This window comes from Pseudomonas sp. H9, from assembly GCF_004353925.1.
GTDB lineage: Bacteria > Pseudomonadota > Gammaproteobacteria > Pseudomonadales > Pseudomonadaceae > Aquipseudomonas.
In genome coordinates this window covers 136,017-149,835 of sequence record NZ_SMOK01000017.1, presented here as the reverse complement: position 1 = coordinate 149,835, position 13,819 = coordinate 136,017, and the positions used below count along the sequence as shown (strand labels likewise).

The following is a 13,819-nucleotide window of genomic DNA, read 5'->3' as shown; positions in this document are numbered from 1 at the left end:
ACTGGGTTTGCCTGATGCGTGGCGCCCGAATACAATGCGATTCATTATCAGTTACGTATTTCCCGGGATGTCGATGCGCAGCGACGAGACACTAGGTACCGCCGAGGTAGGGCTGCTTTATCACACCCACCATTCCTGGTTGTACGGCTGGCTGAGCCGGCGGGTTGGATGCCGTGAAAACGCAGCTGACCTGGCGCAGGACACCTTCGTGCGCCTGCTCAAGTCCCGGCAGGTAAGCCCTTTGCGCGAACCCCGTGCCTATCTGAGCAGCATCGCCCGCGGGTTGATGATTGATCAGTACCGCCGTCGTGAACTCGAACGCGCCTACCTGGAGAGCGTCGCGCTACTGCCGGAACACGAGGTGCCCTCGGAAGAGAGCCGGCTGCTGATTCTGGATAGCCTTGAGCGCATCGACCGGATGCTGAGTACCCTCAAGCCGAGAGTTCGCCAAGCGTTTCTATTGGCCCAGCTTGACGGTTTGACCTGTCCGAAAATCGCCGAAAAACTGGGTGTTTCCCGCGCGACGGTTGAGCGCGACCTGGCCACGGCCCTGCAACACTGCTATCGCTTGCGCTATGTCGAGGAGTGAAGCGCAGGCGCTGGAGCCTGCCGTGGTCGACCAGGCAATCCACTGGCTGGTGTGTTTGCGCTTCAACCAAGCCGATGAACACACGCAGCGCACGTTTGAGCACTGGTTGCAGCAGCGCCCGGAGCATGAGGTCGCGTGGCGGCGTGTCGCAGCGCTGGGCAATGACTTCGCAGGCATACCGCCGCAGCTAGCCCGTCAAACCCTTAGCGGCGCCCGTGCTGGCCTGCGTCGCCGGGAAAGTCTCAAGCTGCTGGGTGTATTGGCCACTGTCGGTGGTGCGGCGTGGCTGGGGCGGGATTACACACCGTTGCCGGCCATGCTCGCGCAGGTGCACAGCAGCACCGGGGAGCAACGCCACGTCCAGCTCGATGATGGCAGCCTCATCCAGCTCAATAGTGACAGTGCAGTCGACTTCGACGCACAGCGGCGCCTGATCCGCTTACGTCGCGGTGAAATCATCGTGAATGTCGGCGCAACCGAGGGTTCGGCTCAGCCGCGCCCGCTCTGGGTACAAACACGCGATGGGTCCATACGTGCCCTGAATACTCGCGTGTTGGCGCGCGAGCGTGACGACGGCACCTTGCTCGCCGTGCAGGGTGGTGCCGTCACTGTATTTCCCGGGGGCAGTCACAACCTGACAGGCAGCAGCGTCGTTCAGGCTGGGCAGCAGCTGTTGTTCACTTCAGAAGGCGCGCGCGAGTTCAGGGATAACGGCCTTGATCTGTGGAGCTGGAGTGACGGGGTGATCAGCGCCCGCAATATGCGCCTGAGTGATTTCATTGACGAGTTGTCGCGCTATCGCCCCGGCGTGTTGCGCTGCGCCGAAGCGGTGGCTGATCGCCGCGTTTCCGGCACCTTCCAGCTCGCCGATAACGATCAGGTACTGGCTCTGGTGGCGCAGTCACTGCACTTGCGCATTGATTATCGGACGCGATTTTGGGTGACGTTAAGCGCCGCCAGTTGAGCCTTTTTGCACATTTTGCTGTTCTGAAAAAATAAATTGAGGGGGATTCTCATTCTCGTTCGGCCTGTAAGGAATGCCGATATACAGGCCCATCTGCCGATCACCGTTCACGGAGCGAGAAAATGAGTTCGTCCCCGGTTCCACAGCGCCATCCACTGAGCCGTGCCATACACGCTGCAGCCTTTGGTTTAATCGTCAGCAGCTACGCGCTGCCGTCGCTGGCGCATGCTTCGCCCGCCGGTCACAGTGCCCAGGTTCAGCAGTGGAATATCCCCGCCGGCCCGCTGGCACCAGCGCTTGACCGCTTTGCGCGTGAGGCGGGTATCAGCTTGTCCTACGATGCGTCGAGCATGGCCAACCGCACGACCCGGGGGGTGAGCGGTGCGCTTGATACGCCGTCAGCACTGTCATCGTTGTTGCAGGGCAGCGAGTTGCAGAGCGAGCAACAAGGCCCGAATGCTTACCTGCTGATCCCTGTAAAAAAGGCTGACAGCCCGCTGGACCTCGGCGCAAGTGCCACAGAGGACTACCGCCTCGCGCCCGTCATTATCAATGCCAAAGTCAAGGCCAGTGCCGACGACGACGCCAACTCGGTGGTCGCAAAGGAGCTGTGGGTCGGCGGCAAGGTGGCGACCAGCATCCTCAACACGCCGGCTTCGGTGTCTGTGGTGACCCGCAAAGAGATGGAACAGCGCAGTGTGAGCACCACAGAAGAGGCGCTGCAATACACTCCGGGGGTAGTCAGCGATTTTTATGGTTCCGACGACCGCAATGACTATTTCCAGATCCGCGGTTTTCAGGCCACCACTTACCGTGACGGCTTGACCCTGAGTTCGATGCGGGGCGTGCGTGAAGATCCTTTCGCCTATGAGCGTATCGAGATTCTACGCGGCGCCAACTCCACGTTGTTCGGCCCGGCAGACCCAGGTGGCTCGGTGAACTTCGTGACTAAACAGCCGCGTTTCGAAAAGTTCGGCCAGGGCTATGTCACCTACGGCTCTTTTGACCATGCCGAGACGGGCATTGATGTCGGGGATGCACTGAACGACGACAACACTCTGGCCGGTCGCTTTACGGCCAAGCTGCAAAACAGCGACCGCGAGTACGACCACTCGCAAGACGACGAAAGGTTTGTGATGGGAGGCCTTACCTGGGCGCCCACCGACTATACCTCGGCCACGATGATACTGGACTACCTGAAAACCAACAGCTCGCCTAACAGCGGTGGCTATCCGCTGGACAAGGAATACGACCGCAGCGATTTCTATGGCGAGCCCAGCTTTAACTATCACGATGTCGAGCGCACCAGCCTCAGCGGCAACATCACCCATGACTTTGACAACGGCTTTGTTCTGCGCAGCAACCTGCGTTACAGCGAGCTGAGCGATGATTATGGCTACGTTTACCTGAGCGATAGCGCCTCGCGTGTTGGCACCACGATTCCCCGTTACCTGCTGGGTACCGACAGCGATGCCGACCAGTTCAACGGCAACTTGATGCTGCAATACGATGCCCGCTTCGAGCATATCGACAGCAGCACCTTGGTGGGCGTGGAATATCTCGACTCGTCGAGCAAGGAAAGCTCGGTGTACGACCTGGCGTCTTCGATCGATATTGCCAATCCGGTGTTCACCGGTGTTTCAAGCGCACTCACGCCTTACACCCGACAAAACAACGACGCCACCACCAAGGCCGTGTTCCTCCAGCAAAACCTGTCGTTCTACGAACGCTTCATCGTCACTGCCGGTGTGCGCAACGACAGCATGGAACTGTCCAGCAAGGGCTACAACCTGTACTCCAGCCCGGTGCAGTTCGACGATAACGACAGTTTTTCCGAAACCTCATACCGCGGTGCGCTGACTTATATCGTCAATGACGAGGTGTCCACCTATGTGAGCATGGTGGAATCCGTCTCGCCTCCTCAGGTTGGTGTGACACCGCAGACCGGCAAGCAGTACGAAGTGGGCGTGAAGTACTCGCCCATGGGAATGGATGCGCTGTTCTCGGCAGCCGTTTATGACCTGACCCAGGAAAACGTCACAATCGCTGTGGTGCTGCCAAGCGGCATTATCGAGCAGCAGACCGTGGGTGAATCGCGGGCGCGCGGCCTCGATCTGGAAGCCAAAGCACAAGTGACGCAGAACCTCAGCCTGATCGGTGGTTACTCCTACATGAAGTCTGAGGTGTTGCGTGGCTCGTTGTACGACGGCTCCTCGCTCAAAGGTAATGAGTTCACCACGGCGCCGCGGCATTCTGCTTCGCTGTGGAGTTACTACAGCATTCCCGGTACTGACGTGAGCGTTGGCCTGGGCGCGCGCTATGTCGGTGCCTATTACATGGATGCCGCCAACACTAAAAAAAGCGACGGCACCACGCTGTTTGATGCGGCCTTCAACTACCAGATTGCCAAGGGCACCGACCTGGCGGTGAACGTCAGCAACCTGTTCGATGAGCAGCATGTGGTGGGCTCGGGCACGGCGGACTACTACAACCCAGGGCGCGAAATTACGGCCAAGGTGAGTTACAACTGGTAAGCCAGTGCGCACCAGCTCGCGGGGCAAGCCCGCTCCCACCGGCCCTGTGGGAGCGGGCTTGCCCCGCGATAGCTACACTCGATGGGTGATATTGTTCCCCAGAAGAGAGCGACCTGTTCATGGATAGCCCCAGCAAGCCCAAGAGCACGCTTAATCCGCCGGTGTTCTACACCAGTGCGGCCCTGATCTTGTTGCTGGTGCTCTATGCCGTGGTCTTTCAGGCCGAGGCGCAGTCCCGGTTTGACCATATACAGCGCTGGATCAATACCAACGCCAGTTGGTTCTACATTCTCGCGGTGGCCCTGATTCTGATCAGTGTGGTGTTTCTGGCTGTGAGTCGCTATGGCGATATCAAGCTGGGGCCGGATCACAGCGAGCCGGAGTACAAGAAAAGCAGTTGGTTTGCCATGTTGTTTTCCGCTGGCATGGGCATCGGCCTGATGTTCTTCGGGGTGGCCGAGCCGGTCATGCACTTCAGCAGCCCGCCGGTGGGCGAGGGTGGCACGGTTGCGGCGGCGCGCGAAGCAATGAAGATCACCTTCTTTCACTGGGGCCTGCACGCCTGGGCGATCTACGCCATTGTGGCGTTGATCCTGGCCTATTTCAGTTTTCGCAACGGCCTGCCACTGACCTTGCGCTCGGCGCTGTACCCGTTGATTGGCGAGCGAATCTACGGCCCGATCGGCCATGCCGTGGATGTGTTCGCCATCCTCGGTACGGTGTTCGGGGTGGCGACTTCGCTGGGTTATGGCGTATTGCAGATCAACAGCGGTTTTCATCACCTGTTCGGCTTGCCGGTAAACGCCTCGGTGCAGGTCATGTTGATCACGGCGACCTGTGCGCTGGCGACCTTGTCGGTGGCCAGCGGCCTGGACAAGGGGATCCGCATCCTCTCCGAGCTCAACCTCGGGCTGGCCGTGGTGCTGATGGTCTTTATCCTGCTGCTGGGGCCGACGGTTTTCCTGCTGCAGACCTACGTACAGAACACTGGCGCCTATCTCTCCGACATCGTCAACAAAACCTTCAATCTGTATGCCTACGAGCCGACGGACTGGATCGGTGGCTGGACTCTGCTGTATTGGGGGTGGTGGTTGTCCTGGTCGCCCTTTGTCGGCCTGTTCATTGCGCGCATTTCGAAGGGCAGGACGATTCGCGAGTTCGTCTGTGGCGTGCTGTTTGTGCCGGCCGGGTTCACCCTGTTGTGGATGACCATCTTTGGCGACTCGGCCATCCACATGATTCTCAACGAGGGTGTCACGGAGCTGGCGCAGGTGATCGATCAGGACACCTCGCTGGCGTTGTTTGCCTTTCTGGAGCATTTCCCGGCCTCGGGTTTCATCTCGATGCTGGCGGTATTGATGGTGGTGGTGTTTTTTGTCACCTCCGCCGATTCGGGGGCGTTGGTGGTCGACATGCTGGCGTCGTCGGGGCATGACCATTCGCCTTTGTGGCAGCGTATTTTCTGGTCAGTGGCGATCGGTGTGGTGGCCATTGCGCTACTGCTGGCCAATGGGCTGAAGGCCCTGCAAACCGCAACAATCGCCAGTGCGTTACCGTTTTCGATCATTCTGTTGGCGTCCATCTGGGGGTTGTTCAAGGCATTGAACCTGGACGCCACCCGCCGCGGGCTGCGTAATCAGGCACTGCCTGGGCCGCAACATGCCCCGCACACCCATGGAGGCTGGCAGCGGCGTTTACGCAGTATCGCGATGCGCCCCCGGCGTGCCCATGTCAACCGATTCATCAGTGAGGTGGTCAAGCCGGCGTGTGAGGAGGTGGCTGGCGAACTGCGCAAACAGGGCCATGAGGTGATGGTGAACGAGTCCGACAATGGCAGCGTGGCACTGGAGTTGCCGCACGCCGGGGAGGGGCGTTTTCTCTATGAGGTGCGCCCGCGCGCGTATACCACCCCCAGCTTTGTGGTGTGCGACAGCGACGAGGGTTCCGACGCGCGCAAGTACTTCCGCGCCGAAGTTCACCTGCGAGAAGGCGGGCAGGACTACGACATCATGGGTTGGAGCCGGGAGGATGTGATTGGCGACATCCTCGATCAGTACGAGCGTCACCTGCACTATCTGCATGTGGTTCGATGAGTGCTTGGTAGGAGCGGGCTTGCCCCGCGATGGCCCGTAGCATCAGCACAATTCTGTCGACCGCTTCTCTACAAGAAAGTCGATCAGGGCGCGTACTTTTGCCGGCATCTGCTCCCGCGTAGGGGCATAGAGGTAGAAGCCCGGAAAAGACGGACACCAGGGTTGTAACACCCTCACCAAGGCGCCCGAGGCCAGTTGCTCACGTACACAAACATCGAGGTACTTGATCAGGCCCACGCCTTGGATAGCAGCCTTGAGCATGCTTTCGTCGTCGTTGAACACAGCACTGCCGCGCGGTTCGAACACCTGGGTATGGCCCTCTGCGTCCGGCTCGGTGAATGTCCAGCGATCCAGCGTGCCGCTGCTGGTAAAGCGGTAGGCCAGGCAGTTGTGTTGGCTCAGCTCGGCCGGGTTTTGCGGTATGCCGTGACGTTCGAAGTAGGTCGGCGAGCCGACCACTGCCATCTCGATACGCGGGCTGATCGGCACTGCCATCATGTGCTCGTCCAGGCTCTGGCCCAGGCGAATCCCGACATCGGCGCCATCGGCAATGATGTTGGCAAAGCCGTCGTTGAGCACCAGTTCCAGGCGAATGCCGGGGTAGCGCAGGAAGAACTCGCCCAGATGCGGTTCCAGCAGGGTGCGCGCGGCGATGCGCGAGGTGTTGACCCGGATCAGGCCTGTAGGTGCGGAGGGCACTTCACCCAACTCGGCGACTGCGCTGTCGATCATCTTCAAGGCCGGCGCCAGCGCATCGAACAGGCGCTGGCCTTCTTCCGTCAGCGACATGTCGCGCGTGGTGCGGTGCAGCAGACGCACGTTGAGCTGCTGCTCCAGGCCCTTGAGGTGCTGCGACAGCGCCGCACGGGATATCTCCATTTCGGTTGCAGCCTTGGTAAAGCTGCGGTGCCGGGCGATATGGACAAACCAGGCCAGGGCCGGAAGCAGCGATGGGTTAATAGTCATATTGTTAAGTATTCCTGACGAGTCATGTTCATTTTGGCAGGTTTTTCCGTAACAAACCCGAGGCTACTATTCATCCATCGAACCACACGCAGCAGTTCACCCGAGGAATGACAGCCATGACCGGTATCTCGAAAGAAAGAATGCAAAAAGCCCTGGAACAGGAAAAAACCATCTCGGCGGACGATCACGAAAAGGTCAAAGCACTGGCCGGTATGGTGAAGATGCCCCGCAGTTTCCTGTTCAAGAACCCCGACGATTACGGCATGACCGGTTGGCACGATCTGTCTATCCCTTCGGATGACGGCACGCCACTGGAAGCCTGGTATATCCCGGCCAAGGGTGGCGAGAGCAACAAGCTGGTCATCTTCAGCCACGCTCTGCCAATGTGCCGCGCCGGTTATCCGGGGCATTTGGGCGAGCCGTGGAGCAACTTTGTGGAAGCGGTCGAGATCGACTTCGTGATCCAGTACAAGCACCTGACCGACGCGGGCTATAACGTGCTGACTTTCGACTTTCGCAACCATGGGCAAAGCGGTGCTGCCAATGGTGGAATCAGTGGTGTCGGCCAGTGGGAATGGCGGGATGTCGTGGGGGTGAAAAAGTATGTCGATGCCCACCCGAAATTGAGCAAGATGGACGTAGCTTTGTTCAGTAACTGCCTGGGCGGTATTTCGACTTATGCGGCGATCAGCAAGCGCCCGGAGCTGTTCGAAAACGTTAAATGCCTGGTCAGCCCATTGGTGCCCAACATGGATTCGGTGTTCAGCAAGCTCTCAGGCTACCAGGGAATCACGCAGTATCAGGAACTGATCGACCTGGAGTTGCTCAAGCTGGGTGGCTTCCCTGCTGCTGCGATGTCTGGGGCGCTGTGGGCGCCGAACGTCAAGCTGCCTGTACTGATGTGGCAAGTGCGCGATGATGCGGTGATCGACAACCCAAGCGACGCCCAACGCACCTTCGATGCCCTGGCCAGCACCGACAAGGAGCTGATCTGGATTGAGGGCACCACCGCCCGTTTTGCAGATGGCTACAACTGGTTCGGTCGTCAACCCGAGAAGGTGCTGTCGTTCCTGGGCAAATACATGAGCTGATACGCTGCTGCAGTCAGCTCATGAAGGTATCAAGTTCATCGTGGTTGATGACCACTCGCTCGGGCGCAACCCCCAGCGCCAACGCCAGATCGACGCTGCTGTGCAACAGCTCGGTATTGTTCTGGAAATCGAAGGCTTCGGTCATCAGCTCATCCAGGGTGTCGAACGCCTGCACAATGTCGACCAGCAGCGCCTGACACTGCTGGTCGACGGTGCTCAGGTACTCGGCCAGGCGTGCATCCATGGCGGCCTGGATCGGCGCCGACTGCCCCTTCAGAAACGCCGAGAATACCTTGCCGGCCACAGCACCGATGGCTGCACCCATGACCGGGAGAGGGATCAACGTTTGCCCCGCTGCGGTGGCGAGGCCGACAATTGCCGACTCGGCACAGACCACTGTGCCCAAGCTGAGCAACTCCTCAAGGTCGATGCGCCCGGCATGGAAGTCAGCCAGCAGCGCACTGGCGCCTTGCGCGGCGCTGACCACGGCTCCGGCGAAGGGGGCAGCCAAGTCGGCATAATCGCTTATCAAGGCAATCGAGCCACCGGCAACGGCACCACCGACAGCCGCTTTGCCGGTGACGATGCCCACGTCTGCCCAATCTTGCGCGGTGAAGTCGCCCTTGAAGGCATTCTTACCGTCTTTGTACTTGCCATACAGCGCAGCGCTCAGGCCAACAGTAGCGCCGACCGCACCAGCGGTCGCAGCGGCCTGGCCGCGCAGTGTATCCAGCTGATCAGGTGCCATTATTCGGGCACCTTGTTCAGCAGTGGCCCCAATGCATTCATGTGGTTGACCAGCGCGCCGAGCCCGTCTTTCTGCTGCGCATTGAAATGCTGGTAATCGCTCGGCGCGGTACGGGCCAGTTCGCTCAGCAATTGGACGATGCCATTGGCGTGTTGCACGGTGCTGCCGGTCATGCGTGTCACCCAGTCGTTGGCGACCTTCAACTTACGGGTCGAGACCTCGATGCGAGCACGGTGCTCTGTGGCCTGTTCAGCGATTTTTCTGTTCTTGCGCCGGGCATACAACCCGCCGCCGAGGAGGGCGGTTGCGCCAATCCCCCAGCCAATGGGGCCGGCCAAAGCCAGCAGCGCCGAGCCGGCCGCCATGCCACCGCCACCCGCTGCGAGCGCGCCGCCGCCCAGCCAGGCAAGCGCAGCACTGTTGGCCGCCGCGCCTGATAAACCGGAAATAGCGGCGCCTGTTGAAGCTGTGCCGAAGGTGGTGGCAACCGCCATCGCTGCAGTGGGTGCAAACGCCGCAGTCCCGATGCCGGCCGCCACGCCTGCGGCTGCCGAGGAACTTGCGGTGAATTCAATTTTATCGGCTTCGATAACCAGCTTTTCGACCAGTGTGCAAAACGACTGGGTTTCAGCTTTGAAAGCCTGATAGGACTTTTCGAACGCCTTGGGCGTGTTCGCCAGCCTGTTGATGTAGGCCTCAACATGGTTCATCAACTCAGTGCTGACATTCTGGCGTACCGTGTGAAGCTCATTGCAACCCGCTTCGACGTCTGCGGCCACCAGCACCTGGCAGCTACGTGCTTTTTCGAGTTGTACGAGGGCGTTTTTCTTCAAGTCACCGTTGAACATGCAGCGAGTTCCATCTCAGGTGTGGCGATGGGCCATATCTTAAAGAAATCAGGTGCGATAGCAATTGCAGTTGCCACGGGGAGGCTGCCTGACGGAACTGTAATGTCGGGCTCAGCTGGCTGAAAGCCCAGGCGCTCTACTGTGCCTCAGGGCCTGGCGCCCGTTGCCGGCATTTATGGGTGGTATTGAGAACCTGACATGAAGAAAATAATTACAACGTTGGTGGTAGCAGGCGCTGTGGGTAGCGCTGCAGTCTTGGGCGGTGCTTATTTCGGTGTGGTCAACGTCGGTGCTGATGATCCCCATTCGCCAGCAGTGTTTGCATTCCTTGCGATGGCACGCGATCGGTCTGTCGAGGTTCGCGCACGCGATATCGAAGTGCCGCATCTGAAAGATGAAGCCCTGATACGCACCGGAGCCGGGAACTACAATGCCATGTGCGTCAGTTGTCACCTCGCCCCGGGCATTGAGAAAACCGAACTCAGCCAAGCGCTCTACCCAGCGCCTCCCAACCTTACCAAGCAAGGCGCTGTCGGAGATCCGGCAGCGGCGTTCTGGACCATCAAGCACGGCATCAAGGCCACTGGCATGCCGGCCTGGGGGAAGAGCATGGGGGATCAATACATCTGGGGCCTTGTCGCTTTCCTTGAGGAACTGCCGCAGATGAACCCCGAGCAGTACAAAACACTGGTCGCCAGCAGTGGGGGGCACCAGCATGGGGGCGGTGAAGGTGCCACGCATAGCCATCACGAGACAGAGATGGCCGAATCTGATGATCATCACGCCAAACCGGATTCGAAGACGCATACCCACAAAGACGGCAAAACGCACACCCATGAAGGCTGAAGGCGATTAAGCGTCTGACAAAAAACGGCGCCTTCACAGCGCCGTTTTCTGTCTTCATCTCAGTTCTGACCCGGACAACCGAAACCGCCGGAACGGTATTCCAGGATGTTGAGCTGACCGTTCGAATCTTCGTAAGTCATTTGCGTTGGCACCACATCGCAGCTGCGCCGGACCGAGGTCACGCTAACCACCCTGGCAACGTCCATCTTCATGCCATAACGGTAATGCGTCACCTCTGGAACATTCTTGCCATTGGCTTCTGCGTAAGCGCGCATGGCTTGCTCATTGGCCTGAATCATCTTCCCGTACACACGGTCGGCTCCACCCTCGGCCAACGCAAGCGAAGAGGCCGAAAGGATGAGTGCAGCGGCAATACCTGTAAACGCTTTCATGGTCATCACTCCGATGGGTGTGACTCAAGCATAAGGTTCGGCAGCTGTCGCCCGAATGATCAGGGGATTACATCTTCGTAAGCCAACCCGGCGCAGTGGAAGCGGGCTTGCCCCGCGATGACCGATCGCATCGACACGCCAGCCCGTACGTCAACACAGGTTCCAAGGGTGGTCACAAGGGCTATAACTATCAGAACGAGGGTCGATGTGATGAAGTCCACAACATGGCGATGGGCTCGCAAGAGCCTTCCTGGCAGCATCGGGCTGGCGTTGCTGATCGCGCCGCTGTGTGCCAGCGCCCAGCTCGAGTGCCAGGCCGGTGGCAGCGCCAAGGCAGCGGCCCGGCCACAGATAGTGCGGTACGACACCCCAGGTGCGGTTCGGATTCGGGTTTACACCTTCATCCACAAGGGGGTGCGCCAATATGTAAGCCGACGGCCCGTCGGCATCGCCGCACGGGTCGATACCCTTGAACTTTATTACATCAAAGGCTGCTATCTGTGCACGGCGCCGAAGGGCTTCAACGTCGCCGCATTGCGTTTGGACACCCGTTCCTATCGGCGGGAAATCGAAGCCGCTTCGGGCCACTATGGTGTCGACAGGGCACTGATTCGCGCCGTGATACATGCCGAATCAGCGTTTCGCCCCAATGTCATCTCTGAAGCCGGCGCCCAGGGGTTGATGCAATTGATGCCCGCCACCGCCGAGCGTTTCGCCGTGGACGATCCGTTCGACGCACGGCAAAACATACGGGGCGGCGTGCGCTACCTGGCCTGGCTGCTCAAGCGCTTCAATGGCAACCAGATGCTGGCGTTAGCCGGGTACAACGCTGGCGAAGCGTCCGTGGTCGAGTACAACGGCGTGCCGCCTTATGCCGAGACGCAATCCTACGTCACCCTGGTGCAATCCTTGACCGAACGCTATCGCCGCGAAGCTTCTGGCAGGTCGCAGTAGGAGATCACACAGCCCTTTCAGGCGACTGGCCGACGGTAGGAGCGGGCTTGCCCCGCGAAGCGGTGTGACTGACAGATCGCTATCGCGGGGCAAGCCCGCTCCCACAGCAAGCCCGCTCCCACCGGAAGGCCCTTCGGAGATTCGTACGGAGCCTCGTGTGTTTTCCATCAGCGTCTAGACTCTCAGACGGTTTGCGGGGCGAAAATGTTGAGTGTGGACGTGAGCATGCGGTTCACCGTCGTTCGCTGATTCGTCTCGTTCGTTTTCCAACCAGAAAGGAATTCGACGATGCATCACGCTCTCACCGCCATTTCTGCTGCTTTGCTGGCCATGGCATTCAATGCACCATTGGCCCAGGCTTCCGAGCAGCAACCGCTCAGCGCTTCACAGCTTACTCAACCCAATGCCGATGCGTTGATGCATCCTGAGTATGTGAAGACGATCGCACGTATGGCCTATCTCTGGGGGTGGCCGATGGTGAACATGATCAATCGTTATGATCGCATCACCAAGGCACCGCATCCGGGGCTGTTGGGGGGCATCCTGCCGGCCGCACCCCGTGGCCAGCTAGGGATGCTGCACGACTACATCACCCCAGCTGAGACCTTTGTGACTTGCCCGAACCAGGATGTGGTGTACGGCCTGGGCTTCTTCTCTCTGGATGAAGAACCCGTGATCGCCCAGGTGCCAGACTTCGGTGAGCGCTTCTGGGTGTACGCCATGTACGACCAGCGCACCGACCAGTTCGGTCAGTTGGGCAAGCCTTATGCCAGCAAGCCCGGTTTCTACCTGATGGTGGGGCCGAACTGGAAAGGAGAAAAACCCGATGGCGTGGAAGCCATTATTCGCAGCCCCACAGCATTGGCCAACACCATTCCCCGAGTCTTCATGGACGATACCGACACAGACCGTGCGGCCATTCAGGAGAAGCTCAACCAGGTTGTCTTCTACCCGCTGAAAGACTTTGACGGAAAGATGAAGACCATCGACTGGAAAAAGGCTCCGGATATCCCAGTACCCAATGCTGATAGTGCGAGCCAGGGTGAAACCAAGTGGGTGGTGCCGGAGCAGTTCTTCGACCAGCTCCCGCAAGTGCTGGATACCGTGGTGCCGCTGCCGGGCGAGGAGGCGCTGTACGCCCAGTTCCGCCAACTGCTGGCGATTGCCGCGAAGGACCCGCAAATCAAGAAACTGTTAGTGGAAGAAGCCAAGCTGGCTGACAAGGAATTGATCGCCCCGTTCTTCCAGTGGAAGCACAACGGTCGTCCGGCCGGCAACGGCTGGAACCGTTCCACCAACAATGCTCAATGGGGCGTGGACTACTTCAACCGCACCGGAACATCCAAGTCGAACATGTTCGACAACCGCCCCAATGAAACACAGTATTACTACACCGACTTTGACGGCACTGGCGCTCAACTCAACGGAGCCCACAGCTACGAGGTCACCTTCGCAAAGGGCGAGGAACCGCCGGTCAAGGGCTTCTGGTCCATGACGTTGTACAACGAGAGGCACCTGTTCAGCGCCAACGACCTCAAGCGCTACTCCCTGGGCACCAAGAACAAAGACCTCAAACGCAACGCTGATGGTTCGCTCACGCTTTACGTTGGCCCCACCTCGCCGGGCAAGGACAAGGAAAGCAACTGGCTGCCGTCACCGAAGGAGTCTATCTCGCTCTATATCCGTGCCTATTGGGGTGACGGGCCGATCCTCGACGGCACCTGGCAACCGCCGGTCATCAAGAGGATCAAGTGAACCGATGTTTCGCGGCGCTTGGCGCATTTCAGTCAGGGG

At 59.3% G+C, this 13,819-nt stretch carries 12 protein-coding genes; 8 read left to right on the top strand and 4 right to left on the bottom strand.

What is annotated here, in order from left to right; all coding sequences use genetic code 11:
* Window positions 1–73: 73 nt before the first annotated feature.
* The 4 genes from E1573_RS14595 (at window position 74) to E1573_RS14580 (ending at window position 6,180) form a co-directional block, all read left to right on the top strand.
* Window positions 74–589: a sigma-70 family RNA polymerase sigma factor gene (locus E1573_RS14595; protein ID WP_133215088.1), complete on the top strand. Its 516-nt coding sequence runs from the start codon at window positions 74–76 to the stop codon at window positions 587–589.
* Entirely contained in the window at window positions 576–1,553 is a 978-nt protein-coding gene (locus E1573_RS14590; protein ID WP_133214836.1) for a FecR domain-containing protein, read from the top strand. The genes E1573_RS14595 and E1573_RS14590 overlap by 14 nt, the downstream gene beginning before the upstream one ends.
* Before the next feature lie 122 nt (window positions 1,554–1,675).
* Window positions 1,676–4,087: a TonB-dependent siderophore receptor gene (locus E1573_RS14585; protein ID WP_133214834.1), complete on the top strand. Its 2,412-nt coding sequence runs from the start codon at window positions 1,676–1,678 to the stop codon at window positions 4,085–4,087.
* Window positions 4,088–4,206: 119 nt separating this feature from the next.
* A complete protein-coding gene (locus tag E1573_RS14580; protein WP_133214832.1) occupies window positions 4,207–6,180 on the top strand; it encodes a choline BCCT transporter BetT in 1,974 nt (657 codons plus the stop codon).
* A 42-nt stretch (window positions 6,181–6,222) separates the two neighbouring features.
* Here E1573_RS14580 and E1573_RS14575 read toward each other — a convergent pair whose 3' ends face one another.
* A complete protein-coding gene (locus tag E1573_RS14575) occupies window positions 6,223–7,146 on the bottom strand; it encodes a LysR family transcriptional regulator (RefSeq protein WP_133214830.1) in 924 nt (307 codons plus the stop codon).
* Window positions 7,147–7,262: 116 nt separating this feature from the next.
* Between E1573_RS14575 and E1573_RS14570 the strand changes: the two genes are divergently transcribed.
* Entirely contained in the window at window positions 7,263–8,237 is a 975-nt protein-coding gene (locus E1573_RS14570) for a S9 family peptidase (protein WP_133214828.1), read from the top strand.
* 13 nt (window positions 8,238–8,250) lie between these two features.
* Here E1573_RS14570 and E1573_RS14565 read toward each other — a convergent pair whose 3' ends face one another.
* Entirely contained in the window at window positions 8,251–8,985 is a 735-nt protein-coding gene (locus tag E1573_RS14565) for a hypothetical protein (protein ID WP_133214826.1), read from the bottom strand.
* Window positions 8,985–9,764, bottom strand: a complete 780-nt coding sequence (locus tag E1573_RS14560; RefSeq protein WP_218568381.1) for a hypothetical protein — start codon at window positions 9,762–9,764, stop codon at window positions 8,985–8,987. Before E1573_RS14560 ends, E1573_RS14565 begins: the two co-directional genes overlap by 1 nt.
* A gap of 267 nt (window positions 9,765–10,031) precedes the next feature.
* On the opposite strand from E1573_RS14560, the gene E1573_RS14555 reads away from it, so the two are divergent.
* Window positions 10,032–10,679, top strand: coding sequence for a cytochrome c (locus E1573_RS14555; RefSeq protein ID WP_133214822.1), 648 nt, complete (start codon window positions 10,032–10,034; stop codon window positions 10,677–10,679).
* A 59-nt stretch (window positions 10,680–10,738) separates the two neighbouring features.
* Here the strand turns inward: E1573_RS14555 and E1573_RS14550 are convergent, their stop codons facing one another.
* On the bottom strand, window positions 10,739–11,071 hold the full coding sequence (locus tag E1573_RS14550) for a DUF2790 domain-containing protein (protein WP_133214820.1): 333 nt from the start codon (window positions 11,069–11,071) through the stop codon (window positions 10,739–10,741).
* Between the two features lie 210 nt (window positions 11,072–11,281).
* Between E1573_RS14550 and E1573_RS14545 the strand changes: the two genes are divergently transcribed.
* Together E1573_RS14545 and E1573_RS14540 are read left to right on the top strand one after the other, a co-directional pair.
* Complete coding sequence (locus tag E1573_RS14545; protein ID WP_133214818.1) at window positions 11,282–12,025, top strand: lytic transglycosylase domain-containing protein; 744 nt, start codon at window positions 11,282–11,284, stop codon at window positions 12,023–12,025.
* A 288-nt stretch (window positions 12,026–12,313) separates the two neighbouring features.
* Window positions 12,314–13,780 carry a DUF1254 domain-containing protein gene (locus E1573_RS14540; protein WP_165957331.1) on the top strand — a complete coding sequence of 489 codons (1,467 nt, stop codon included), beginning with the start codon at window positions 12,314–12,316 and terminating at the stop codon, window positions 13,778–13,780.
* The last annotated feature ends 39 nt before the right edge of the window (window positions 13,781–13,819 follow it).